The following is a 23,964-nucleotide window of genomic DNA, read 5'->3' as shown; positions in this document are numbered from 1 at the left end:
GGAGATAGCGCGTTCTGGTAATGGAAACCGGTGCGCCAAATGTGCTGAACAACCTGCGGAAACCCTGATAGGATGGGGGCTTCCCTTCAAATCAACCCGGCCGTGGGATCGGCCCCGGAGACTCCTGAATGACCCGTATTATCGAGTTCCTGATCGCCTTGGGGATCGTGGCTGGCCTGTTTGTCCTCATTGGCGTGTGTCTGCCGGGCGAGCGCCACATTACCGAAAGCATCGAAACCAATCGCAAGATGACCATCGTGTATGACACGGTCAACAGCCTGCGCCGCTTCAAGGATTGGAATCCGCTTGTGCTGCGCGACAAGGCAGTGGAGCTGAAGTTCAGTGGTCCGGACGCCGGCAAGGGCGCACGCATGGACTTTTCCTCCAAGGATCTGGGCCAGGGTAGCTGGGAGATCACCGATAGCGAGAAGAACAAGCGCGTCGTGATCGCCATTGATGATGCAACGCGCGGTACCGACAAGGTCACCTCGTTCACGCTCGAGCCGACCGGCAAGAACGACCGCAACGTCAAGATCACCCAGGACTACAGCGTCAACTACGGTTTCGACCTGTTTGGTCGTTACGCCGGCCTGTACGTCAGCCGTCACATCGGTGACGACCTGAAGCTGGGTCTGTCGCGCATGGCCAACATGCTGGCCTCGGTGCCGAACGTTGACTACGCCGCTCCGGAAGCACCGCTGGTCGACCTGAAGGTCATCCAGGTGCCGGCTGAAAACCTGCTGGTGGTCAACGCCGGTAACATCGACCGCAACAACGATGCCATCCAGAAGTCGATCGACGACAACATGGAATGGATCAAGCGCACGATGGATGCCAATGGTCTTGTCGCTGCCGGTCCGGTGCGTATCGTCACCACCGATTTCGGTGCTGAGAAGTACGCCTTCGACGTGGCTCTGCCGGTTCGCAAGGGCAGTGCTGCCCCGGCTGCCGACAAGGCTGCTGACAAGAAGGACGGCGAAGCTGCTGCTCCGGCCGTTGCTGCTGCACCGGTTGCTGCCGGTGACGCTGCCGAACTGACCGTCAAGATCCCCGCGGGCAACCCGGTGACCTACGTGCATGCTCCGGCGCACCGCTCGGCATTTGCTTCCTACACCGGCCACATGGCTGGCCTGGACCTGGCCCGTAACGGCCTGCGTGCATGGGCAACCACCACCGGCAACGAAGTTGTTGATCGTCCGTATGAGTCGTGGAAGGGTGGCGTGGCCAAGGCCTTCACCACTGATGGTTCCTACGACCTCTACTGGGCGGTCAAGTAATCATCGGTAGTTGACGATGATCTGATCGAAGAAACGCGCCGCTTCCAGCGGCGCGTTTTTTTTGTGGCAAGTGCTGGCTTGAATGATGGGAGAAGGACATGTTGGGAGTGGAGCGGCGGACGCGTAAACCTTCGTTTCTTGCGTTCTGCGGCGGCCTGCTGGCGGCGGCGGCAGTCGGGCTTTCGGCCTATGCCTCACATGGTGTGAGCGAAGCGCTGGCACAGTCGCATTTGAATACCGCCGCGCTGTACGCATTCGGCCATGGCGCAGTGCTGGTATGTCTGGGCGCGGCCTCGTTGAACCAGCTTGGGCGCGGGGCACTGTATGTGTTGCTGGTGGGGACGTTGTTGTTCTCGGGCAGCCTGGTTGGCAATGTGCTGATGCAGTGGCCGACGACCCTGGCGCCGGCCGGTGGCATGACCTTGATGGGCGGTTGGTTGCTGCTGGCACTCAGTGCCCTGCGCCGCTGAGCCATGCCCCGCTATAGCCGCGGTTTCGACATCGACACTGCCCAGGCGCATCTGCAGCGGGTGGACAAGCGCCTGGCCAGCTGGATGCGCCGGCTGGGGCCGCTGCCGGCACCGCAGGGCTGGACGCGCAGTTTCGATCCGGTGGATGCATTGGCGCGGGCGATCCTGTTCCAACAGCTCAGTGGCAAGGCTGCCTCGACCATCGTCGGGCGGGTGGAGGCCGCGATTGGCAGCAAGCGCCTGCATGCGGCCAGTCTGGGCCTGATCGACGATGCCGGCCTGCGCGCTTGCGGCGTATCGGGCAACAAGGCACTGGCATTGCGCGACCTGACGCGGCGCGAGGCGGCGGGCGAATTGCCCAACCTGCGGCAGATGTCGCTGATGGACCACCACGCCATCGTTGACGCCTGGGTACCGGTGCGCGGGATTGGCCGCTGGACCGTGGAAATGATGCTGATGTTTCGCCTGGGGCGTCCTGACATCCTGCCGATAGATGACCTGGGCATCCGCAAGGGCGCCCAACGTGTGGATGGCAGTGAGGCCATGTTGACCCCCAAAGCCTTGGCCGAGCGCGGCGAGCGCTGGGGCCCATACCGGACCTGGGCCAGCCTCTATCTGTGGCGCATCGCCGATTTCAGTGCCGAGCCCAAACAAAAGACCAACCGCTCGCAGGACTGAGCGCATCAGCAGGTTGTAAGGATGTAGGAGCGGCGTAAGCCGCGAAGCTGATGAGCCGACGGCAGCCGCAAGCTGCCGCTCCCACAAACAACAGCGCACGCCGGTGCTTGTAGGAGCGGCGTAAGCCGCGAAGCCGATGAAGTTCCAGCGCAGGGAATACAGCCTGTGCATACCAACCAGCGCTTTACATTCGCCCGACGCGCAGTCACTGCGCGATTTTCCGATGGTTTGATTGACGCCAGCTTCGCGGCTTACGCCGCTCCCACAAACAACAGCGCATGCCGGCGCTTGTAGGAGCGGCGTAAGCCGCGAAGCAAATAAACCATCAACACAGAGAATCGCCGGCCGCACGCATCAGCCCGCGGTTGGTTTGTGCCCGGTTGATTGCGTTTGTTCCGGCGGTTCGACTATTACCAGCTTCGCGGCTTACGCCGCTCCCACAGGCGTCCGTGTGCCCCGTTCCTACAGCGCTTCTGCGCTGCGGTAACGCCAATGCCAGGGTTCGTAGACGATGCCGTGCGGGTTGTCGCGCGGGTAGCTCATGTGGAAACCGAAGCGCGCTGCATGCTGTTGCAGCCAGGCAAACCCGGCGGTGTGCTCGAAGGATTCCTCGGCCGGTGGTTCGCCAGGCGTGCTGATGTCCAGCGCGTCACCGCCGTGGTGCTCGCTGTAGCCGGGGGCGGCGTTGACGGTGAGGATCTCGTCCACGCTCAGGCCACGTGCCAGCTTGCGTTCGAAAATGCCGAGTTGATAGTCGTGGCTGCGGTAGCCGGAGATCGCATCCAGCGCTACGCCATCGATGGCGGCAGCCTGCTGCATGCGCTGCCAGCCGCGCGCTGCAGCGGTGGTCAGCCAGAGCGGGCGACGGTAGCGATCGAAGCCGGCCAGGCGCAGATGCGCAGGTTCGGCGACCAGCGGCAGGCCGGTCTGCGTGGCATATGCGTCGGCATCCAGGTCCAGTTGCTGCAGGTGCAGATGCAGTTGTTGCAGCGGCAAGCTGCCGCCCGGCGGTGGTATGCGTGATGGCTGCGTGCGCAGGGCGTCGAGTGCGGTCAATGCGAAGTCGATGCCGGGCTCGTCCGCCAGCCGATTGACCAGCGGCATCAGCCCGCCGCCCAGCTGTGCGGCCAGATAGCGGCCGTCGCGCTTGCGTCGCAGCACATGGCTTGCGCGGGCGAGGATGCGGGCATCGTCGCTGCTGCGCGCACGCAGCAGGCCGCCCGGCCAGATTTCGATGTCGGGCGTATTGAGCAGGATATGGGGAGCGTTGCGCATACGCGCAGCTTAGGCCCGTGCGCCGTTGCCGGCCAGTCGCTTGAGTTCATCCAGCAATGCGCGCGGCTGCTCGGGGCTGACCAGTACGCTGTTGCCGTCGCGCAAGGGGATGACCAGCACACGGCTGTCATCGGTGATCAGGCAGAAGCCCTTGCCGCCATCCTTCATATGGAAGTGGCCGGCGCGGAAACCGGGGAACTGGAAGCCGTTGGACTTCATGCCGGGCTTGAAGTCGGGGTTCTCGGCAAAGTTGACGATGCGCGCACGCTCGATCCACATCGAACTCAGCGGCACCCGTCGCGTGTACAGGGTGGCGGCGATGGTCAGCTGCTGCGGATCCAGGCGCAGTTCGCGGCGGCGGTAGGCCAGGGTCAACGCAATGCCGACCAGCGGCAGCACCAGCCAGCCGCCCCAGGAATTGAACGCCGCCTCGAACGGCAGCTTGCCCGCGAACAGCCTGATCAAGGGGTCGATGCTGAGCACCAGCAGCATTGGCGACCACAGCCAGAACAACAGCGAGCTGGTGGGGGCGGCGACCTTGAATGACGCGCTTGCGGGCGCGCCTGTGGCGCTGCGGCTGCTCATGGCTGCGCCTTGATCCACTGTGCGATGTCGTTGATCAGTGCGGCATCGACATGGCCGGGGCGCGCATATTCCTGCAACGAACCCTTGCCTTCACCGGCGATGCCGAGGTGGTTGAGCGCGGGGTAATGCCGGAAGCGGTAACGCTCGCCTTTCAGCCCCTGCTTCCATCGCTGCCAATCGGCATCGACCACCTGGAAGTCGCGACCGCCCTGCAGCAGCAACATGGGCAGTTGGCTGTCGCGCGCATCGGCAACCGGGTCCACCTGTTCCAGCTGCTGCCAGAAGCGGCCGGGGACCTCCATCAGCCGCGCGTCCGGATTGGCGCGCACCGCAGCGATGGCAGCATCCAGCGCGGCCAGCTGCGCGTTTTCGTCGCTGCTGACTGTGCCGTCGAGATTGGCCATGTAGCGGTTCTGTTCGGCCAGCAGATCAAGGATGGGGCGAGCCGGTGCAGCCAGCAGTACCAGCCCTGCCAGCGTGCCGTTGGCGGCCTTGGCGATGCGGCCGGCCAGCAATCCGCCCTGGCTGTGGCCGAGCAGGTAGATATGCCCGGGATCGATATCTGCGGTAGCGGCCAGCGCACGCACTGCGGCCACGGCATCGTCGGTTGTTTCGTCATCGATGCTGAAAGTCGCCTTGAAATCCTGCGGGCGCGCATGGCTGCGTTTTTCGTAGCGCAGCACGGCAATGCCCTGCGCGGCCAAGCCGCGCGCGATGTCGAGGAAAGGGCGGTTGGGGCCGACGCTTTCATCGCGGTCCTGCGGCCCGGAGCCATGCACCAATACGATGGCGGGGAAGGGGCCCTTGCCCTTGGGCAGGGTCAGCGTGCCCGGCAACCCGGCGGTCGCAGTGCCGCTTGCAGGTACGCTGAAATCCTTCTCGATGTAGCTGGCGTCGGCGGCCGGTGCGGGTGCCGGCGGCGCGGCGGCGGGCTGCACCAGGAAGCCGGCAACCTTGTCGTCCTTGTCCAGCACGATGCGCGCCTGCAGGCCGCCATTGGCGTATTGCAGCGGAATGACGACGATGCGGAAGCCATCCGTTTCGCTGGTTACGGCGGTGCCACGCGGGCCTGCCGCGCCCATCTGAGCGGGCAATGACTCCCACACCGCCTTGAGTTTGTCGGCCGGGACTGCAGCTTTCATCTGTGGCGAGAAGCTGGCTTCGGCGGCGGCGTATTGCGCGGCATCGAGTTGATCAAGCAGGCGGCCTGCCAGTGTGGCCGGTGCCTCGCCTGCGTTGGCGGTTGCTGCCGCTGCCAGCAGTGCAAGTCCTGTGATCCATGCACGGGCCGCTTTCATCACTGCTCCTTCTTGAAGATCAGCATTGCCGGTGCGAACTGCCCGTAGTGCACCATGTTGACCAGTTCCCAGCCAAGGTTGCCTTGCTTGGTCAGCTCGGCCTGCAACTTGTCGCTGGCCGGGCCGCCCTTGAGCATGGACGGAGAAAGTTCGACGGTGAGGTACTGCCAACGCTTGCTCATTGCTCTTCCTTGTCATCAGCTTTAGGTTTGGGCAGGCGCCCGGCCTTGCGCAGGGCGTCGCGGATCACATACTCGATCTGCGCGTTGAGGCTGCGCAGCTCGTCATCGGCCCAGCGCTGGGTCGCGGCCAGAACATCAGCGTTGATGCGCAGCGGATAGGCCTTCTTCTCGCTCACCGGCGGGGTGCTCCGTTGTTGCCGCGACGCAGATGCACCAGCAGGGAAATACCCAGCGCATTGACCGCAACCACCAGCGCGATGACCACGCCGTAGGCAATGTTGCGGTTGTCACCGGCCAGATAGACGCCGGTGGCCGCCACGAACATGCACAGCGCGATCAAGGCCCAGCGCAGGCCCATGCCGCGCGCATGCGCGGTGCCCGGGCGTCCGCTCCATACGGCGAAACACAGGGCGGGGATGCCGGTGGCAGCAATGATCAGGGGGGCGAAGACATTCACTACGATTACCTCACTACGTTGTTCAGTACAGCGAACCGGCATTGACGATCGGCTGGGTGCCACGGTCCGAGCACAGCACCGTCAACAGGTTGCTGACCATGTGCGCCTTGCGCTCTTCGTCCAGAGTGACGACGGCGTTCTTCTGCAGTTCCAGCAGTGCCATCTCAACCATGCCGACGGCGCCGGCGACGATCTGCGTACGTGCGGCGATCACCGCGCTGGCCTGCTGACGCTGCAGCATGGCCTGGGCGATTTCCGGTGCGTAGGCGAGGTGGCTGATGCGGGCATCAAGTACCTGCACGCCGGCATCGGCCAGGCGCTCGGCCAGTTCGTCCTTCAGGTGCTGGGAGATCTCGGCGGCGTGGCTGCGCAGGGCCAGCTGGCCTTCGGTGTGCTGGTCATAGGGATAGCTGGTGGCCATCGCCCGCAACGCCGATTCGGATTGGATGTGCACGAAGCTCTCGTAGTCGTCGACGTTGTAGACCGCTTCGGAAGCATCGACCACCTGCCAGACGATGACCGCGGCGATTTCGATCGGCGAACCGTCCAGCTCATTGACCTTGAGCTTGCCGCTTTCGAAGTTGCGCACGCGCTGGCTGACGGTGCGCTTGCTGAAGAACGGGTTGTTCCAGCGCAGGCCGTTTTCCTTGACCGTGCCGACGTATTTGCCGAACAGGCTGATCACGGCCACCTGGTTGGGCTGAACCATGTACAGGCCGCAGCTGAGGAAGATGCCGACGATCACCAGCACGATGCCGCCGATCACCATCGGCCCGCCACCACCGGTGCCATTCTTGGTGACGACGATCGCTGCGATGATTGCGATGGCGCCGGCAAGCATCATCAGGAGAGTGCCAAGCAGGGTGGGGATGCCGGTCATGGAACCGATGGACTTCTCTTTCATGGCACATCTTCCGTGGTAGTTGATATGGAAGATATCAAATTGATATCAACATGCAAGCGGTTCTGACAATCGGCTTCCGGCCAGGTCCGGTAGCCCGGGTAAGCGCAGCGCACCCGGGGGTGTGGGAATCCTTCCCGGCGGCAGCGCCAGATGTCATCGCGGTGAATCCCGGGTGCGCTACGCGTACCCGAGCTACGGCCCCGCGTGGTGACGGGGCCGCCGGCCAACCCTTACCGGGCCAGCTTGCCTAGAATAGGCACCCTCTTTATCGCCCTTCCGGACCTGCCTGATGATCACCCTCGGTACCCCGTTGTCCCCGTCCGCCACCCGCGTCCTGCTGCTTGGTTCGGGCGAACTGGGCAAGGAGGTGGCCATCGAGCTGCAGCGTTTCGGGGTGGAAGTGATTGCCGCCGACCGTTACGCCAATGCCCCGGCCATGCAGGTGGCCCACCGCAGCCACGTGCTGGACATGCTGGATCCGGCCGCGCTGAAGGCGCTGCTCGCGCAGGAGCAGCCGCATCTGGTGGTGCCCGAGATCGAGGCCATCCATACCGAAACCCTGGTGCAGCTGGAGGCCGAGCAGGGCCTGCGGGTCATCCCTACCGCGCGCGCAGCGCGCCTGACCATGGACCGCGAAGGCATCCGTCGCCTGGCAGCGGAAACCCTGGGCCTGCCGACCTCGCCGTATCGCTTCGTCGATACCGAAGCCGAGTACCGCGACGCCGTTGCCGCGATTGGCCTGCCGTGCGTGGTCAAGCCGGTGATGTCGTCCTCGGGCAAGGGCCAGAGCACACTGCGCGATGAGGCCGACATCGGCCCGGCCTGGGAATACGCACAGACCGGTGGCCGTGCCGGTGCCGGCCGCTGCATCGTTGAGGGCTTCATCGATTTTGATTACGAGATCACCCTGCTGACCGTGCGCCATGCCGGCGGTACCGCGTTCTGCGATCCGGTCGGCCATCTGCAGAAGGATGGCGACTACCGCGAAAGCTGGCAGCCGCAGGCGATGTCGGCCAAGGCGTTGGAGGGCGCGCAGCAGATTGCGCGGGCGATCACCGATGACCTCGGTGGCTGGGGCCTGTTCGGCGTCGAGCTGTTCGTGAAAGGCGACGCAGTGTGGTTCAGCGAAGTCTCCCCTCGTCCGCACGACACCGGTCTGGTCACGCTGGTGTCGCAGGAACTGAGCGAATTCGCATTGCACGCGCGTGCCATCCTCGGCCTGCCGATTCCGACGATCCGCCACAACGGTGCATCGGCTTCGTGCGCGATGTTGGCGCAGGGCAATGGCGTGCCGTTCTTCAGCAACGTTGCCGAGGCATTGATACATCCGGATTCCGCATTGCGCCTGTTCGGCAAGCCGATGGTGCAGGGCCAACGCCGCGTCGGTGTGACGCTTGCTCGTGCAGCCGACGTGGACCAGGCCCGCGCGATCGCCCGTGATGCCGCAGCTGCCATTGGCATCGAACTGCGCTGAGCGGCTCTGCTCCCTCCCTTTGCCGAAGGCAAAGGGAGGGTTGGGGAGGGGTAAGCTTCACCGCTCTTGCTGGTGCTCCAGCTTCGCGGCTGACGCCGCTCCTACAGTGCAGGGTGCCGCCAGCTTGTAGGAGCGGCGTCAGCCGCGAAGCTGGCATTACTGGAGCAGCGGGAAGCGTCGTGACCTGATGATGTATGAGCTTCGCGGCTTATGCCGCTCCCACAAATGCAGGGTATCGCCAGCTTGTAGGAGCGGCGTCAGCCGCGAAGCTGGCATTGCTCAAATGCCATGGTCTTTGCGATCTGATGATGCAGCTGCTTCGCGGCTTACGCCGTTACCACAAAATCCAGAAGCAAAAAAAACGCCGGCTTAGCCGGCGTTTTTTTTATTTCACATCCACCCAGACAAGATGGTGGTCGCTGCCATCGGCTATCTTCGCCTCCGGGCTCTCGTTGGCCGGCCAGAACACGCCGCTGCCGATGTAGCTCAGGCCAGTGGAGGGCAGTACATAGTCCAGGCGCATCGTGCCCGAGCGCGGGCCGAAGTCGCCGGTGGCGTGCTGCGGTGCGCCGCGGCGGACGATGCCCTTTTCAGCATAGGCCAGGCTGGTCTGCTCGGCGCCAATGCTGCTCGGGGTCGGGTAGCGCAGCACGCGCGGGTGTTCCAGCAGTTCGAGGATGGCGTCATGGCGGCCATCGCCATCGGCCGGGTCGTTGTTCAGATCACCGACGATCACGAAGCGCGCATCGGCGGCCAGGCCGCCGCAGCTGCCCTTGTCATCGCATAGCCAAGGCTTGTCGCCGCCGTCCAGGTATTCCTTCCACAGTCGCAGTTCGTCGTGGTTGCGGGCGGCGTTGCGCTTTTCCTTGCCGTCGAAAACCGGCGGAGTGGGGTGCGAAGCCAGTACATGCACGGTGCCCAGCGGTGTGCGCACCGGTACGTCCCAATGCGATTTCGAAGACAGCCGCAGCTGCGACCAAACCGCGTCCGGCCAGAACGACTTGCCGGTGCCCGGATCGATCGGGCGCAGCGCGCCCGGCAGGGTGCTCCACTTCAACAACTGGAAGGTGCGCACCGCAGCTTCATCGATGGGATACCGGGAGAGCACCAGCATGCCGTACTGGCCGGGGTGCAGGCCGTAGCCCCAGGCATCGTTGCCGCGCTCGCGGCCCTTGCCGCCGACGCTGCCGTTGTTGTCCAGGTCCAGGCCGCTGGGAACGCCGGTATTGACCGGGGCCAGATAGCGGTAGGGGTATTTCAGGGGTTCGCCGCCGCCGGGCTGGGCGACTTCAAGATAGCGTTGCTGGAACAGGTCGGCGGCACGGTGTGCGTCGTCGAAATCGAATTCGTTGAGCAGGACCAGATCCGGGCGTGCTTGTTGCAGCACAGCAGCGATCTTGCGCGCATGCGCGCTGTCGCCCTGCAGCTCACGGATCAGGCCGCCTTCGTCATCGGAGTACAGCGAGGTGTTGTACGTCGCCAGCCGCAGCTGCTCCGGCGCGGCGGCACTGCCGCTGGGTGAGGTGGAACAGGCTGCCAACAGCAGGGTCATCGGGGCGAGTAGGGTTGAGATGCGCATCCATGGATTTTCTCACGTTGCCATGACGATGAGGCGAAAACACGAACGCCCCGCAAGCGGGGCGTTCGTGGACAGCGCTGTGACGTTGCTTAGAACGTACAGCCCATCGGGGCGAAGCTGGTCTTGGCCTGTTCCAGTGCGGTCTTGCACTGGTTGGCCAGCTCGGTCTTGTCGGTCACGCCGGCCCAGGCGCTACGCGACTGCTCGATGCCCTGCTTCATCATGTCGCGCTGGGCCTCGGGGACCTTGTCGCTGATGCAGGCGTAGACCTTTTCCAGGTACTGGTCGCATTCGGGGACGCCGGTGCCGGCCTTGACGGTGTCGGTGGCCGGAGCCGGGGTGACTTCGGCAGCGGCGGTAGCCGGTGCAGCGGCCGGGGCGTCGGTGGCCGGGGTTTCGGCCTTCTTGCAGCCGGCCAGGGCCAGGGTGCCAATTGCAGCCAGAATCAGTAGTTGGGTCTTCACGCATTGCTCCTGTTGAATGGGTACTTCCTTGCGCCACCACGATGCGCGATGACATTCCCATTCTGCATAACTACCGGTTAAATGTGTATCAAGGGGTCACAATTGAGCGCGTTCCCACTCAAGGAAAGCCCTCGGCGTTGTCTTTGCCGCCCGGCATCCAGCGCTTGCCGTCGAAATACTCCAGCGGATGGAAACGCCGTTTGTAGTCCATCTTGCGATGGCCGTTGATCCAGTAGCCCAGATAGAGATGCGGCAGGCCATTGCGCTGCGCCCAGGCGATCTGCTGCAGGATGGCGTAGGTGCCCAGGCCGCGCTTGGCCTGGTCCGGGTCGAAGAAGGTATAGACCGCTGACAGGCCCTGCTCGGTGACGTCGGTGACCGCAACGGCCAGCAATTGCCCGCGCTTGCCGGCAGCGCCCGGGGTGCGGATCTCCATGAAGCGGCCGTGCGACCAGCTGCCGATCAGGAACTGATCGAACTCGTGCGGCCCGTGGCCGTCCATGCCGCCATGGAGGTGGCGGTGCTGCAGGTAGCGCTGGTACAGCGCGAACTGCTCTTCGGTACGTTCGGCGGGCAGGATGCGGTAGTCCAGGTCGGCGTTATGCGCCAGACAGCGGCGCTGGCTGCGGTCCGGGTTGAAACGCGCCACCGGTATGCGCACCGGGACACAGGCGCGACAGCCTTCGCAGTGCGGGCGGTAGACCAGGTCGCCGGAGCGGCGGAAGCCCCAGGTCAAGGCCATTGGATACAGCGCGCCCAGGCGGCGATCCTGCGGATCGAGCACCAGGTCGCGCGCCTGTCGTTCCGGCCAATAGCCACAGGCGTGCTCGCCGGTCTGGAACAGGCGCAGTTCTTCGTTGTTGTTGTCACCGTGGGCTGCCATGCGCACAGCATAGCGGCGCCGCGTCGCAAAACCTGCGCCTGTCTGCGCGATGAATATCCCCGCAGTACAGGTCAACCGGTGCGGCGGTTGGGGCGTTGACCGTAGCGAGGACGCAATGCCGCGTCCGCAGTTTCACCACGGAGCCACACCATGACCCAGACCCACCGCAAACCTCTCCTCCTGCTGGCGATGCTGCTGGCCACCTCGGCGACCGGCCTGGCTTTGGCTGCCGCACCGGCCGATCCGAAGCCGGCTCCGGCGCGTCTGGACGCCAACAACGACGGCGTGGTCGACCGCCAGGAAGCAGCAGCGCATTCGCGCATGGCACAGCGCTTTGACGAACTGGACAAGAACAAGGACGGCAAGCTGCAGCGCGAAGAAATGCCGCAGCCGCGCCATGCCGGACGTCACGGCGGCGGTCGCCATGGCGGCATGCACGGGCAGCGTGATGGCGGCTTCATGCGCGGCATGGACACCGACCATGACGGCCGCATCAGTGCCGCCGAGTACCAGGCCAACTTCACCCGTCTGGACGTCAACAAGGACGGCTATATCGACCAGGCAGATCGCCAGGCCCGCGCCGAACAGCGTCGCGCCGAATGGTTTGCCAAGGCCGATACCAACAAGGATGGCAAGTTGAGCCCGGCCGAACTGGAGGCCGCGCGCAACGACGGTCATCGTGATCACCGTGGCCCGCGTGGCCCGGTGCCGCCGCAGGCTCCGGCTGCGAAGTAAGTTCCGGAGAGGCGCCGATCGACAACCCCCGCTGGCAACAGCGGGGGTTTTTGTTTGCCGGGTTCAGTGCCGCAGCAGGACGAAAAGCACCAGTGCCACCACGATCAGCGAGGTGACGGCAATGGCGCTGCGCCCGAACATGCTCTGGTAGACCCAGGTGGGTCCGGTGCGGCCATGGCGTGCTGCGTCGCGGGCGAGCATGGGTGCCATCAACGGGGGCAGGATCACAAGATACTGGTAGTTCAGAACGATCATGCCTACGGCCATCGTCAGCAGTCCGCCGACCACGCCCATGCGCAGGGCCACGCCGGCCATGGTGCAGATGCAGAACGCAAATGCGCTGAGGGTGATCAAACGCATGAAGCGCCGAACGCTGCGTTTCTCTTCCGCCGTTTCGGCATAGCTCAACAGGTAGAGATTGGAGAGATAGGTTGCCCCGGTGCCGAGCGCAACAGAGCCCAGCACCACCCAGACAGCAAACGAGTTGGGGAACAGGTTGTTGATCATGGCCCCCAGCGTGCCCGCCGCCGCACCGCTGCTGGCGGTGCTGGCGCCAAGGCCGCCAATGCCCAGCTTGCCGATCCCCGTGCCTGCTACCCCAGCGCTGGTGCCGAGGATCACCGCGCTGGCGGTGCCGGGTGCTGCCAGCATCAGCGTTGAACTGAGCAATGCAACGAAGGCCGTGCCCGGTGCGGTGCTGCGTGCAAATTCGCCAAAGCGCTTGAGCATTTCCTCGCGCACGCTGGCGCGGGCACGCGACAAGCGCTTGCGCACCGCCGCATCGCTCAGGCCGAGCAGCAGCGCCACCTGCTGCGAGCTTTGTCCTTCGCGGTAATACAGCAGCAGGGCTTCGCGGCTGTCTTCGGGCAGGGCCGAGATGATTTCCTCGGCGACCAGTTCTTCCTCCACCCGTGCCATTGCATCCACGCCATTGGGCGAGGGATCGGCCGCCATGCTGATGGCGATTTCCGCGGCCTCGCCGCTGAGCGGACGGTTGCGGTTGGCACGCAGCCAGTCGCGGGCCAGGTTGCGGGTGATCTGTCGCAGCCAGGGCAGGAAACTGGAGGCGTTGTTGAGTTGGGTGAGTTGCTGCCAGGCCTTGATGAAGGCTTCCTGGGCGATGTCCTCGCTGGCCTGCACGTCACGGGTGATGGCCAGGGCGATGGCGGTCACCGTGTTCTGGCAGGCCACAACGATGCGCCCGTAGGACTGCATGCAGCCCTTGCGGGCGGCAGGCAGTTCGTTCAGCAGCAGGGTCTCCAGCGTTTCGGTGCTCATCGGACAGGCCTTTGCGACGGTACTGCCAAACAGGACGGACGCGGCGGCCCGATGTGACCGATTATTTTTCCGGAGCCGGAGCCGGAGCCGGAGCCGGAGCCGGTGGCTGGCTGTCAGGCTGCGGCTGGATGCGCACGCGGAACTCGTCTTCGGCCGGTGGCGCAGCGGTGGGCTGGCTCTGTGCTGCGGTACTGGCCGGCGCCGCAGCCGGCGCGGGGGCGGGCGCATTGCGATGGCGCAGCATGATCACCAGCGCTACGCCGGCGATCACCACCAGTAGGGCGATGCGGATGCGCCAGGCCCAGTTGCGCCTGGTGCCGGTTTCAGCCGGTGTTTCCCGGAAGGCATATTCGGCGGTCGGGTGGTCGCGGCGGGTGGTATCGAGCAGGCGCTTGTCGCGCAGGATTTCGCGCGCACGCGGCTGGTCGTTGGCATGCACCACCCACACGGCGGGCTGGTTGTCGTTGTTGACCTTGTCGGTATAGCTGAACTGACCACTACGCTTGGTGCGGTATGAGCGGCCATTGGTGACGCGCACCTCGATGCCGGCATCGCGCAGGATCTGCGCCACACCTTCGGCGTTCTCGACGCGCTGGCTGCTGAAAATCTTGCGCATGGTTCAGCCCTTGCTCGCTTCGTTGTCGTCGGGGGTCACACGGATCAGGCCTTCCTGCGCGGTGCTGGCAACCAGCACGCCATCGCGGGTATAGAACTGGCCGCGCGCCAGCCCGCGCGAATCCTGCGCGCTGGGGCTGTCCAGTGAATACAGCAGCCAATCATCCACGCGGAATGGCCGATGGAACCAGATGGCGTGGTCCAGCGAGGCCATCTGCACGTGCGGCTGGTAGTAGCTGATGCCGTGCGGAAAGGTTGCCGTGCCCAACAGATGGAAATCGGAGGCATAGGCCAACAGCGCCTGATGCAGTTCCGGCGCGTCGCCGATCTTCTCGTTCAAGCGCAGCCACACCTGGTGGTAGGGCGGGCGCTTGGGTGGATTCAGCTCGTCGCGCGGGTAGACGTGACGGAACTCGAACGGACCGCCGCGCGACAGCCAGCGCTGCACCTTGACCGGCAGCCGCTCCAGCACATCGGCGGGCAGCGGACGTTGCGGCTCGATGTCTTCGGGCTGCGGCACTTCCGGCATCTTGTGCTGATGTTCGGCGCCGCTTTCGGCCTGTTGGAACGAGGCCGCGCAGAAGAAGATCACCTTGCCGTGCTGGATCGCGGTAACCCGGCGGACCGAGAAACTGCCACCGTCGCGGGTACGGTCAACGTCGTAGACGATGGGGTGGTCGATATTGCCGGCGCGCAGGAAGTAGGCGTGCAGCGAGTGCACGTGACGGCCGTTTACGACCGTGGCCTGCGCTGCGGCCAGCGCCTGCCCCAGCACCTGCCCACCGAACACGTATTTGGTGCCGATATCACGGCTCTGGCCACGGAACAGGTTGTCCTCCAGCCGCTCCAGCGACAGCAGGTCAATCAGTTCTGAGACCACGGGTTCGGGCGTGTTGGACAAGGCAGCGGCCTTTTTATCGACAGGCCGCGATTATATAGGGGTCAGGAGTGAGTCAAGAGGAGTGAGCCCGTGGGGCGAGGAGTGGGTTAAGAGGAGTGAGGAGTGAGAGAGGGCAACAGCCGCAGCCACCGCCACCGCAGTCTTCGGACACTCGCTCTTGCCCTGGCTCTTACTCGCTACTCACTCCGCCCCCCTCGTTCCTAGCTCTTGCCCAAGCGAGCAGCCAAGGCCTGCAAAGCGCCCTGCGCATCCGCCGAGAACCAGGCTTCGACAAAGCGCTCCAGCTGGATGTGCTCGGCCTGCATGGCCTCATGCAGGTCGACACGGGCAATGGCGCGGGTCTGCAGCATCGGCTGCGGCGGCAGCTTGAGCTGGGCCTGCAGCCAGCCGATGGCGCGTTGGACCACCAGCGGGGCACCGTCTGCCAGTTCATCGACCAGGCCGATCTCCAGTGCGCGTTCGGCACTGACCAGCTGGCCGCCGCTCAGCAGCACGCTGGCGCGGTGCGGGCCAACCACGCGACGCATCAGCCGCTGGATGCCTTCCGGTGCCACCAGGCCTACCTGTACCTCGTTCAGGCCGATCACATAGGGCTTGGCAGGGTCGGTGCTGCGCGCCATCACCCGGTAATCGCAGCACAGCGCCAGTACGCAGCCGCCGGCCGGCGAATGGCCGGTGAGTGCGGCCACGACCGGCACGCGGCTTTCGGCCAGGGCGCGCGCGGCGCCGAAGAAAGCCTGCCAGCTGTCCATCAGCTTGCGCTTGTCATCGCCGTGCGACAGCAGGTGCGGTACGTCCATGCCGCCAGTGAAGATGCGCTCGCTGCCGGACAGCACGATGCCGTGCACGTCGTCGCTCATGGCCAGGGTGACGGCGGCAATCAGGGCGCGGCACAGCTCGGTGTCCAGCGCGTTGACCGGCGGCCGGGCGAGGCGCAGTTCGCGGATGGGGCCATGGTTGATCACTTCGATGAGCGTGGTCATGCTGCGGTTTCTCGTACGGCAAGGAGTCGTGGCCCGATGATAACCAAACCATTCGTGTGCGTACTGTTGGCCCTGTGTGCATTCGAGGCATCGGCCGCGGCGCCGGCCTGCGTGAAGCTGGAGCAGGGGTGGGTGCGGCTGACGCCGGGGGCAATGCGGATGGCGGCGGGTTATGCGCGGATCCGCAACGATTGTGCCGGCGAGGTGGTGGTGATCGGGGCTGGCAGCAAGGCGTTCGGCGAAGTGTCCTTGCACGAAACCACGATGGTGCAGGGGGTAAGCCGGATGCGCGAGATCGAACGCCTGCCGGTCGCGGCGGGCACATCGGTCGAACTCAAGCCCGGTGGCATGCACCTGATGCTGATGCAGCCGGAAGTGCCGCTTGCCGAAGGTGCGCAGCTGCCGTTGCGGCTGAGTCTGGAGGGTGGAACAAAGGTCGATGGATCGTTGCAGGTACGGCGCGAGGCGCCGGCGCCTTAGTCAGTGCCGTTGACCGCCGCGGGATCGGCAGTAGCCTGTTTCAGCCATTCACGCGGCGCCATTCCGGTTTTCGCAGCGAACACGCGCGACAGCGCCGAAGCATTGGCATAGCCCAGCTCGTCGGCCAGGGCCTTGATCGGCCGGCCTTGGCGCAGCCGGCGCTGGGCCAGGGCGATACGCCAATCGGTCAGGTAGTCGAGCGGGGTCTGCCCGACCACATCGCGGAAGCTATTGGCGAAGGCGGTGCGCGACATTCCGGCCTGTTCGGCGAGACTGCTCAGCGTCCAGCTTTCGCCGGGGCGGTCGTGCATGGCGGCCAGCGCACGTGCCAGCCGCGGATCCGACAAGCCGGTGATGAAACCGGCGGGAATGCCGGCTTCCTGCGGATGATCCAGCAGCCAGCGCAGCAGCTGGATCACCACCACTTCGAACAAGCGATCGGTCAGCAGGCGTTGGCCGCAGCGGACATGGTCGGTTTCGTTGAACAGCAGCTCCAGCGTCATCGCCAGCCCGGGAATACGGGCCAGTGGCAGCGCAATCAGCGACGGCAAACCGCGCACCAGCGGATGGGCGATGCCGCCATCGAAGTCCAGCCGCGCGCAGGTGAAGTCGGCACCTTCGCGTGGCGGGTTGTGGAAGCGATGGCTGAGCGGGCGCGGATAGAACAGCAGGGTCGGTTCGTTGAAGTGCATTGAGGCCGGGATGTCGCGGCTGCCGGGATGGCTGACCTCAAGCTGCCCGCGGCGCAGCACGTGCAGATAGGCATGGCCTTCATCGGCATCGAAGCTGGTCAGCCCGCACAGCGGGCCGGAGTGAAAAAGCTGCGCCTGGAAGCGGAAGTTCTCCAGCACGCCGGCCAGGCGATCCACGGGCGGAAGTGTGCTCATCTGTATCAATTGGTTTGTTTGTTGGACTGATCGTATCAAATCGTTCGGATCGCAAGGCAATACTTTGCTCACGGGCTGACGGCCCGGTAGTTCACCCCATCTGATCAGGAGATCACCATGTCACGCATCAACCTGCAAACCCAGACCGCCCCGGCCGCCAGCCAGCCGCTGTTGGCGCAGATCCACAAAGCCTTCGGCGCGACGCCGAACATGTTCAAGGCCGTCGCCAATTCACCGGCTGCGTTGCAGAGCATGTGGGGTGCATTTGGCGCCCTGGGCAACGGAAGTCTTGGCAGCAAGCTCGGCGAGCAGCTTGCTGTCGCCATCGCCAACCGCAACCGCTGCGAGTACTGCCTGGCCGCGCACACCGTGCTGGGCCAGCAAGCCGGCGCTACCGCCACTGAAATGGCCGCCGCACAGGCGGGGCAATCCGATGACGCGCGCACTGCCGCAGCTTTGCGGTTTGCGTTGAAGGTTGTTGAGCAACGTGCACAGCTGGGTGATGCCGATGTGGCAGAGCTGCGCAGCGTGGGTTTCGGTGACGAGCAGATCGTCGAGATTCTGGCGCATGTCGCGTTGAACCTATTCACCAACTACATCAACGTGGCGTTGGATGTGCCGGTGGATTTCCCGAAGGTGGCGTTGAAGTAAGGCGATGCGTATGCCGGCAGTTCACCGTCATGCTCGCAATCGCAGCTAAAGCCCCTCTCCCACCGGGAGAGGGGTTGGGGTGAGGGCGCTTCATAGCTCAAAAAGCTCTAAAAGCTCCCCTCATCCGACCCTTCGGGCCACCTTCTCCCGCATGCGGGAGAAGGGATGTGTCAGGCATCTTTCCGATCTGCAGGCTTCGCTTCGGCTCAGCTCGAAGCCCCGCGCACAGCCTCCGGCAACGGCGCGCTCTTGCCGGTCTGCGTATCCATCCAAACCACCACCACATTGCCGTCCGAGTACAGCTTGCTGTCGTCGTTCTGGTCAACGATGCGGTGACCAATGGTCACACTGCTGTTGCCCAGGCGTTCGACGAACAACTCCACCACAATGTCGTTCGGCCACACGATCGGCAGCCGGTAGTTGATGTTGGTATTGGCTACCACCGGGGCGATGCGGTCGCTCATCGACACGCCTTCCACGCCCAGCATCCAGCGCACGCGCGCTTCCTCCAGGTAGGACACGTACTTGGCATTGTTGACGTGGCCCATCGAGTCCATGTCGCGCCAGCGCACGCTGATCGGTACGCGGGCCAGTTGCTTGTGCTCACTGCTCATTTCGAAGCCTTCTTCTTTGCGGGGGCGGCAGCCTTCTTGGCGGCCGTCTTCTTGACCGGCTTTTCCTTGCGCGGCGGGCGCGCATCGGGCTTGTTGGCGACCGCGGCCGGCTGTTCGGGGCGCGCGCTGGTTGAAGGCAGCATCTTGGCCAGGAACTGGCCGGTGTAGGAGTCCGGGTGCGCAGCCACGTCTTCGGGTGTGCCGGTGACCAGCACGGTACCGCCGCGATGGCCACCTTCCGGGCCCAGATCAACGATCCAGTCAGCAGTCTTGATCACGTCCAGGTTGTGCTCGATCACCACCACCGTATTGCCCTCGTCGCGCAGCTTGTGCAGCACGCCGAGCAGCGCTTCGATGTCGTGGAAATGCAGGCCCGTGGTCGGCTCGTCGAGGATGTACAGGGTGCGGCCGGTATCACGGCGCGACAGTTCCTTGGACAGCTTGACGCGTTGTGCTTCACCACCGGACAGCGTGGTCGCGCTCTGGCCCAACTTGATGTAACTCAAGCCCACGTCCATCAGCGTTTCCAGCTTGCGCGCGATCGACGGCACCGGCTCGAACAGGCGCAATGCATCTTCGACCGTCATCTGCAGCACGTCGTTGATGTTGTAGCCCTTGTAGAGGATCTCCAGCGTCTCGCGGTTGTAGCGCTTGCCGTGGCAGACATCGCAAGGCACGTACACGTCCGGCAGGAAGTGCATTTCCACCTTGATCAAGCCATCGCCCTGGCAGGCTTCGCAGCGGCCGCCGCGCACGTTGAAGCTGAAACGGCCGGGCGAATAGCCGCGCGCACGCGCTTCCGGCACCTGCGCGTACAGCTCGCGCAACGGCGTGAACAAGCCGGTATACGTTGCCGGGTTGGAGCGCGGGGTGCGGCCAATCGGCGACTGATCGATGTCGACGACCTTGTCGAACAGGTCCAGGCCTTCGACGCTCTTGTACTTGGCGATCGGATGCGAAGAGCCGTTGATTTCGTTCGCCGCCAACGAGAACAAGGTGTCGTTGATCAGCGTCGACTTGCCCGAGCCGGACACGCCGGTCACGCAGGTCAACAGGCCGGACGGAACGTCCAGATCCACGTTCTTCAGGTTGTTGCCGCTGGCGCCGCGCAGGCGCAGCGTCATCTTCGGATTGGGCTTGTGCCGGCGTGCCGGGATCTCGATGCGGCGCTTGCCCGACAGATACTGGCCGGTCAGTGAGCGCGGCGCGTCCAGCAGGTCCTGCAGCTGGCCCTGGCCAACGATTTCACCACCATGCACGCCCGCACCGGGGCCGATATCGACCACGTAATCGGCCAGCCGGATCGCGTCCTCGTCATGCTCGACCACGATCACCGTATTGCCGAGGTCACGCAGGCGGGTGAGGGTGCCGAGCAGGCGTTCGTTGTCGCGCTGGTGCAGGCCGATGGACGGCTCGTCGAGCACATACATCACGCCAACCAGGCCGGCACCGATCTGCGAGGCCAGACGAATACGCTGCGCTTCACCGCCGGACAAAGTGTCGGCCTTGCGCTCCAGCGTGAGGTAATCCAGGCCGACATCGACCAGAAAGCCCAACCGCTCGCCGATTTCCTTGACGATCTTGGTGGCGATCTCCCCGCGCCAGCCGGGCAGGCTCAGCTCGCTGAAGAAGCGCTTGGCTTCATCGATCGGCAGCACCGCGATTTCCGGCAGCGGACGGTCGGCGACAAATACATTGCGCGCCGCCTTGTTCAAGCGCGCGCCCTTGCACTCCGGGCACGGCCGCGAGCTGATGTACTTGGCCAGCTCCTCGCGCACGGCCGGCGATTCGGTCTCGCGGTAGCGGCGTTCGAGGTTGGGGATGATGCCTTCGAAGCGGTGCTTGCGCTGGTTGCGGCCACCGGCTTCGGTGAAATAGGTGAAGGTGATCTGGTCTTCGCCGCTGCCGTACAGCACGGCCTGCTTGACGTTGTCCGGCAGCGATTGCCAAGTGGCATCCACGTCGAACTTGTAGTGCTTGGCGAGCGAGGCGATCAGCTGGAAATAATAGGCATTGCGACGGTCCCAGCCGCGCACCGCACCGGCAGCCAGCGACAGTTCCGGGTGCACGACCACGCGGTTCGGATCAAAGAACTCGGCAACGCCCAGGCCATCGCAGCCCGGGCAGGCGCCGACCGGCGAGTTGAACGAAAACAGGCGCGGTTCCAGTTCCGGCAGCGCGTAATCGCAGACCGGGCAGCTGTACTTGGAAGAGAACAGCTGCGGGGTGGTGTCAGCGGCTTCCAGCGGCATCACCGTGGCCATGCCGTCGCCCAGCTTGAGGGCAGTTTCAAAGCTTTCGGCCAGGCGCTGCTTGATGTCCTCGCGCGGGCGGAAGCGGTCGATCACCGCCTCGATGGTGTGTTTCTGGCGCAGGGTCAGCGCCGGCACTTCATCGATTTCGTACAGTTCGCCGTCAACGCGCACACGCACAAAACCCTGCGCGCGCAACTGGTCGAAGACCTGTGCATGCTCGCCCTTGCGCTCGCGGATGACCGGTGCCAGCAGCATGTAGCGCTGCTCCGGATCCAGCGTCAGCACCTGGTCGACCATCTGGCTGACGGTCTGCGCTTCCAGCGGATAACCGTGGTCCGGGCAGCGCGGGCTGCCGACGCGGGCGTAGAGCAGGCGCAGGTAGTCGTAGATCTCGGTGATGGTGCCCACGGTCGAGCGCGGGTTGTGCGAGGTCGACTTCTGCTCGATGGAGATCGCCGGCGACAGGCCTTCGATGTGATCCAGATCGGGCTTTTCCATCACGCTCAGGAATTGCCGCGCATACGCCGACAGCGACTCGACATAGCGGCGCTGGCCTTCGGCATAGATGGTGTCGAACGCCAACGAGGACTTGCCCGAGCCGGACAGGCCGGTGATCACGATCAATTTGTCGCGAGGCAGGTCGAGGTCGATGTTCTTGAGGTTGTGCGTCCGCGCACCGCGGATGCGGATGAAATCCATCGCCATGGGAAATCCGATTTGGACCACTGCCGGCTGGGGGCCGGTAGCAGGGGGTGTGGGGGCGTCGCTGACGGCAGTCAATCAGCCTAGCGGCCTTGTCATTTGGGGGCAATTGCCAGTTTTGCCAGTGCTGTTTCCCGCCAATGTGGTGGATCCCGGGCGCGGGCCTGAACTGGCGTTCAGCCCCGGCGTATCAGGGCAGGGGGTGGGTTGACCCGAGCTGGGTGTGGCCGGTAAAATCCCGCTTCTGTCCGCCCTCGACGGCGGGCAAGGCGACCACAATAACTACAGAGGAAGTCTGGTCATGTATGCAGTTCTGGTAACAGGCGGTAAGCAGTACCGCGTCGTTCAGGGTGAAACCCTGCGCGTTGAAAAACTCGAAGTCGAAGCCGGCCAAGAGATCAAGTTTGACACCGTCCTGATGCTCGGCGATGCCGATGGCATCAAGCTGGGTGACGCGCTGAAGGGCGCTTCGGTGACCGCCAAGGTTGTGGCTCATGGCCGCGCCGACAAGGTCCGGATCATCAAGTTCCGTCGCCGTAAGCACCACATGAAGCGTCAGGGTCACCGTCAGTACTACACCGAAATCGAAATCACCGGCATCGCCGGCTAATTGCTAAGGAGCATCCGTCATGGCACATAAAAAGGGCGTAGGTTCCTCGCGCAACGGTCGCGATTCCAACCCGAAATACCTCGGCGTCAAGATCTTCGGTGGCCAGGCCATCGAAGCAGGCAACATCATCGTGCGTCAGCGCGGCACCCAGTTCCACCCGGGTGCAGGCGTCGGCCTGGGCCGTGACCACACGCTGTTCGCGCTGGTCAATGGCAAGGTTGAGTTCACGGTGAAGGGTGCCAACAAGCGCCGTACCGTCAGCGTTGTCACGGAAGCTTAATTCCGTACGCGCAAGCCGCCCATACTCCGGTGTGGGCAGCTGACGAGAGCCCCGCTTCGGCGGGGTTTTTCGTTGGAACCCCGACATTCCGGGGTGCAGGGCCGATAATGGGCAGTACCTGCTTTTGCTATTCCCCAATCCCCATTTCCTAATCCCGGCGTTAAATTCATGAAACTTGTAGACGAAGCGGAGATCGAAGTCATCGCTGGCAACGGCGGCAATGGCTGTATCGGCTTTCGCCGCGAGAAGTTCATTCCGCTCGGTGGTCCGGATGGTGGCGATGGCGGCAATGGCGGCAGCGTCTGGATCCGCGCCGACGCAAACCTGAACACCCTGGTCGACTTCCGCCATGACCGCATTTTCAAGGCGCAGCGCGGCGAGAACGGCATGGGCCGTCAGGCCTACGGCAAGGGCGGCGAAGATCTGATCATCACCGTGCCGGTTGGCACCGTGGTGATGAATGTCGACACCGATGAAGTCATCGGTGACATGACCACCCATGGCGATCGCCTGCTGGTGGCCAGGGGCGGCAAGGGCGGCCTCGGCAACATGCACTTCAAGAGCTCCACCAACCGCGCGCCGCGTCAGGCGCTGCCGGGTGAAGAGGGTGAAGAGCGTCTGCTCAAGCTGGAGCTGAAGCTGCTGGCTGACGTTGGCCTGCTGGGCTTCCCCAATGCTGGCAAGAGCACCTTGATCCGAGCCGTGTCGGCGGCGACGCCGAAGGTGGCTGATTACCCGTTCACCACCTTGTACCCGAACCTGGGCGTGGTGAAGGTCGAGAATTACCGCAGTTTCGTGATCGCCGACATTCCGGGCCTGATCGAAGGGGCGGCTGATGGTGCTGGCCTGGGTGCGCAGTTCCTGCGCCATCTGCAGCGCACGCGCCTGTTGTTGCACCTCGTCGACATCTCGCCGATGGAAGGTGGTGTCGAGGGTATTTCGCCGGTTGAGCAGGTGCGTGCGATCGAGCGCGAACTGGGCAAGCACGACCCGGAGCTGCTGAACAAGCCGCGCTGGCTGGTGCTGAACAAGGCTGACCTGATGTTCGAGGACGAAGCCAAGGTGGCGGCGGAGCAGATCATCAAGGAGCTGGGCTGGACCGGCCCGTGGTACCTGGTGTCGGCCTTGGGCCGCGAAGGCACCTGGCCGATCATGAAGGACATCATGGCCTCCTTCGATCAGCAGAAGATTCTGGAAGAAGAAGAGCGTGTGACGCGCGGCGAGTAAGGTGTTTCACGGCTGAGCAGTCGTTGCATGAAGAAAACCCGGCCAAGGCCGGGTTTTCTGCTTTCGAGGGTTTGGCTTTGGCTTTGGCTTTTGTTCTGGGCGTAGCCCCGGCTTTGGCTTTTAGCCTTGGCTTTGGCTTGAACCCCCTCCCCCGCTGGGGGTAGGGGGGTTGGGGGGCGGCCACGCTTTTGCTTGAAAAGCCAAAGCCCCCTCATCCGCC

General features: G+C 64.3%; 27 protein-coding genes. 10 read left to right on the top strand and 17 right to left on the bottom strand.

The features are described 5' to 3' along the window. The first annotated feature begins 128 nt into the window (after positions 1-128). From ABE493_RS11580 to ABE493_RS11570, 3 genes are all read left to right on the top strand, one after another. Positions 129-1,277 carry an SRPBCC family protein gene (locus ABE493_RS11580; protein WP_346499066.1) on the top strand — a complete coding sequence of 383 codons (1,149 nt, stop codon included), beginning with the start codon at positions 129-131 and terminating at the stop codon, positions 1,275-1,277. Between the two features lie 98 nt (positions 1,278-1,375). Further along, entirely contained in the window at positions 1,376-1,747 is a 372-nt protein-coding gene (locus ABE493_RS11575) for a DUF423 domain-containing protein (RefSeq protein WP_346499065.1), read from the top strand. A 3-nt stretch (positions 1,748-1,750) separates the two neighbouring features. After that, complete coding sequence (locus ABE493_RS11570; RefSeq protein ID WP_346499064.1) at positions 1,751-2,425, top strand: DNA-3-methyladenine glycosylase family protein; 675 nt, start codon at positions 1,751-1,753, stop codon at positions 2,423-2,425. 462 nt (positions 2,426-2,887) lie between these two features. On the opposite strand, the gene ABE493_RS11565 is transcribed toward ABE493_RS11570, so the two are convergent. The 7 genes from ABE493_RS11565 to ABE493_RS11535 are packed head-to-tail and all read right to left on the bottom strand — an operon-like array spanning position 2,888 to position 7,126. Next, the gene (locus ABE493_RS11565; RefSeq protein WP_346499063.1) at positions 2,888-3,700 is read right to left on the bottom strand and encodes a M15 family metallopeptidase; all 813 of its coding nucleotides are present in this window, start codon (positions 3,698-3,700) and stop codon (positions 2,888-2,890) included. 9 nt (positions 3,701-3,709) lie between these two features. Beyond that, positions 3,710-4,285 carry a PH domain-containing protein gene (locus tag ABE493_RS11560; RefSeq protein ID WP_346499062.1) on the bottom strand — a complete coding sequence of 192 codons (576 nt, stop codon included), beginning with the start codon at positions 4,283-4,285 and terminating at the stop codon, positions 3,710-3,712. After that, entirely contained in the window at positions 4,282-5,583 is a 1,302-nt protein-coding gene (locus ABE493_RS11555) for an alpha/beta hydrolase (RefSeq protein WP_346499061.1), read from the bottom strand. Before ABE493_RS11555 ends, ABE493_RS11560 begins: the two co-directional genes overlap by 4 nt. After that, positions 5,583-5,765 (bottom strand): DUF4177 domain-containing protein, encoded by a 183-nt coding sequence (locus tag ABE493_RS11550; RefSeq protein ID WP_057630131.1) that lies wholly within the window; start codon positions 5,763-5,765, stop codon positions 5,583-5,585. Before ABE493_RS11550 ends, ABE493_RS11555 begins: the two co-directional genes overlap by 1 nt. Further along, the gene (locus ABE493_RS11545) at positions 5,762-5,941 is read right to left on the bottom strand and encodes a hypothetical protein (protein WP_057630133.1); all 180 of its coding nucleotides are present in this window, start codon (positions 5,939-5,941) and stop codon (positions 5,762-5,764) included. The genes ABE493_RS11550 and ABE493_RS11545 overlap by 4 nt, the downstream gene beginning before the upstream one ends. After that, the gene (locus tag ABE493_RS11540) at positions 5,938-6,222 is read right to left on the bottom strand and encodes a hypothetical protein (RefSeq protein ID WP_346499060.1); all 285 of its coding nucleotides are present in this window, start codon (positions 6,220-6,222) and stop codon (positions 5,938-5,940) included. The genes ABE493_RS11545 and ABE493_RS11540 overlap by 4 nt, the downstream gene beginning before the upstream one ends. A 22-nt stretch (positions 6,223-6,244) precedes the next feature. Next, on the bottom strand, positions 6,245-7,126 hold the full coding sequence (locus ABE493_RS11535; RefSeq protein WP_346499059.1) for an SPFH domain-containing protein: 882 nt from the start codon (positions 7,124-7,126) through the stop codon (positions 6,245-6,247). A 289-nt stretch (positions 7,127-7,415) separates the two neighbouring features. On the opposite strand from ABE493_RS11535, the gene purT reads away from it, so the two are divergent. Further along, positions 7,416-8,600 (top strand): formate-dependent phosphoribosylglycinamide formyltransferase, encoded by a 1,185-nt coding sequence (purT, locus tag ABE493_RS11530; RefSeq protein WP_346499058.1) that lies wholly within the window; start codon positions 7,416-7,418, stop codon positions 8,598-8,600. Between the two features lie 385 nt (positions 8,601-8,985). Here purT and ABE493_RS11525 read toward each other — a convergent pair whose 3' ends face one another. The 3 genes from ABE493_RS11525 to ABE493_RS11515 all read right to left on the bottom strand — a co-directional run bounded on the left by ABE493_RS11525 (position 8,986) and on the right by ABE493_RS11515 (position 11,526). Continuing rightward, entirely contained in the window at positions 8,986-10,152 is a 1,167-nt protein-coding gene (locus tag ABE493_RS11525; protein ID WP_346499100.1) for an endonuclease/exonuclease/phosphatase family protein, read from the bottom strand. Between the two features lie 116 nt (positions 10,153-10,268). Next, positions 10,269-10,643: a hypothetical protein gene (locus tag ABE493_RS11520; protein ID WP_346499057.1), complete on the bottom strand. Its 375-nt coding sequence runs from the start codon at positions 10,641-10,643 to the stop codon at positions 10,269-10,271. A 118-nt stretch (positions 10,644-10,761) separates the two neighbouring features. Beyond that, on the bottom strand, positions 10,762-11,526 hold the full coding sequence (locus ABE493_RS11515) for an arginyltransferase (protein WP_346499056.1): 765 nt from the start codon (positions 11,524-11,526) through the stop codon (positions 10,762-10,764). A 150-nt stretch (positions 11,527-11,676) separates the two neighbouring features. Here ABE493_RS11515 and ABE493_RS11510 point away from each other — a divergent pair, with 150 nt between their 5' ends. Next, positions 11,677-12,261: an EF-hand domain-containing protein gene (locus ABE493_RS11510; protein ID WP_346499055.1), complete on the top strand. Its 585-nt coding sequence runs from the start codon at positions 11,677-11,679 to the stop codon at positions 12,259-12,261. A 63-nt stretch (positions 12,262-12,324) separates the two neighbouring features. On the opposite strand, the gene ABE493_RS11505 is transcribed toward ABE493_RS11510, so the two are convergent. From ABE493_RS11505 to ABE493_RS11490, 4 genes are all read right to left on the bottom strand, one after another. After that, complete coding sequence (locus tag ABE493_RS11505) at positions 12,325-13,539, bottom strand: RNA polymerase sigma factor (protein ID WP_346499054.1); 1,215 nt, start codon at positions 13,537-13,539, stop codon at positions 12,325-12,327. Positions 13,540-13,600: 61 nt separating this feature from the next. After that, positions 13,601-14,155 carry a pathogenicity-like protein gene (locus ABE493_RS11500; RefSeq protein WP_346499053.1) on the bottom strand — a complete coding sequence of 185 codons (555 nt, stop codon included), beginning with the start codon at positions 14,153-14,155 and terminating at the stop codon, positions 13,601-13,603. A 3-nt stretch (positions 14,156-14,158) separates the two neighbouring features. After that, positions 14,159-15,055 carry an acyl-CoA thioesterase II gene (gene tesB / locus ABE493_RS11495; RefSeq protein ID WP_346499052.1) on the bottom strand — a complete coding sequence of 299 codons (897 nt, stop codon included), beginning with the start codon at positions 15,053-15,055 and terminating at the stop codon, positions 14,159-14,161. 200 nt (positions 15,056-15,255) lie between these two features. After that, the gene (locus ABE493_RS11490; protein ID WP_346499051.1) at positions 15,256-16,038 is read right to left on the bottom strand and encodes an enoyl-CoA hydratase/isomerase family protein; all 783 of its coding nucleotides are present in this window, start codon (positions 16,036-16,038) and stop codon (positions 15,256-15,258) included. 36 nt (positions 16,039-16,074) lie between these two features. Here ABE493_RS11490 and ABE493_RS11485 point away from each other — a divergent pair, with 36 nt between their 5' ends. Continuing rightward, positions 16,075-16,518, top strand: a complete 444-nt coding sequence (locus ABE493_RS11485) for a copper chaperone PCu(A)C (RefSeq protein ID WP_346499050.1) — start codon at positions 16,075-16,077, stop codon at positions 16,516-16,518. Here the strand turns inward: ABE493_RS11485 and ABE493_RS11480 are convergent. Next, positions 16,515-17,405, bottom strand: coding sequence for an AraC family transcriptional regulator (locus ABE493_RS11480; RefSeq protein ID WP_346499049.1), 891 nt, complete (start codon positions 17,403-17,405; stop codon positions 16,515-16,517). The genes ABE493_RS11485 and ABE493_RS11480 overlap by 4 nt on opposite strands. Before the next feature lie 117 nt (positions 17,406-17,522). Here ABE493_RS11480 and ABE493_RS11475 point away from each other — a divergent pair, with 117 nt between their 5' ends. Continuing rightward, positions 17,523-18,056, top strand: coding sequence for a carboxymuconolactone decarboxylase family protein (locus tag ABE493_RS11475; protein ID WP_346499048.1), 534 nt, complete (start codon positions 17,523-17,525; stop codon positions 18,054-18,056). A 206-nt stretch (positions 18,057-18,262) separates the two neighbouring features. Here the strand turns inward: ABE493_RS11475 and ABE493_RS11470 are convergent, their stop codons facing one another. Continuing rightward, positions 18,263-18,670, bottom strand: a complete 408-nt coding sequence (locus ABE493_RS11470) for an acyl-CoA thioesterase (RefSeq protein WP_346499047.1) — start codon at positions 18,668-18,670, stop codon at positions 18,263-18,265. Next, a complete protein-coding gene (gene uvrA / locus ABE493_RS11465; RefSeq protein ID WP_346499046.1) occupies positions 18,667-21,630 on the bottom strand; it encodes an excinuclease ABC subunit UvrA in 2,964 nt (987 codons plus the stop codon). The genes ABE493_RS11470 and uvrA overlap by 4 nt, the downstream gene beginning before the upstream one ends. 298 nt (positions 21,631-21,928) lie before the next feature. Between uvrA and rplU the strand changes: the two genes are divergently transcribed. From rplU to obgE, 3 genes are all read left to right on the top strand, one after another. After that, on the top strand, positions 21,929-22,237 hold the full coding sequence (gene rplU, locus ABE493_RS11460) for a 50S ribosomal protein L21 (protein ID WP_346499099.1): 309 nt from the start codon (positions 21,929-21,931) through the stop codon (positions 22,235-22,237). A 19-nt stretch (positions 22,238-22,256) separates the two neighbouring features. Continuing rightward, positions 22,257-22,517 carry a 50S ribosomal protein L27 gene (rpmA, locus tag ABE493_RS11455; protein WP_346499045.1) on the top strand — a complete coding sequence of 87 codons (261 nt, stop codon included), beginning with the start codon at positions 22,257-22,259 and terminating at the stop codon, positions 22,515-22,517. A 168-nt stretch (positions 22,518-22,685) separates the two neighbouring features. Further along, positions 22,686-23,744 carry a GTPase ObgE gene (gene obgE, locus ABE493_RS11450; protein WP_346499044.1) on the top strand — a complete coding sequence of 353 codons (1,059 nt, stop codon included), beginning with the start codon at positions 22,686-22,688 and terminating at the stop codon, positions 23,742-23,744. Positions 23,745-23,964: the final 220 nt, after the last annotated feature.

The organism is Stenotrophomonas terrae (assembly GCF_039674165.1).
Lineage (GTDB): Bacteria > Pseudomonadota > Gammaproteobacteria > Xanthomonadales > Xanthomonadaceae > Stenotrophomonas > Stenotrophomonas terrae_A.
The sequence above is the reverse complement of the archived record's forward strand: the minus strand, read 5'-3'. Positions and strand labels throughout refer to the sequence as shown.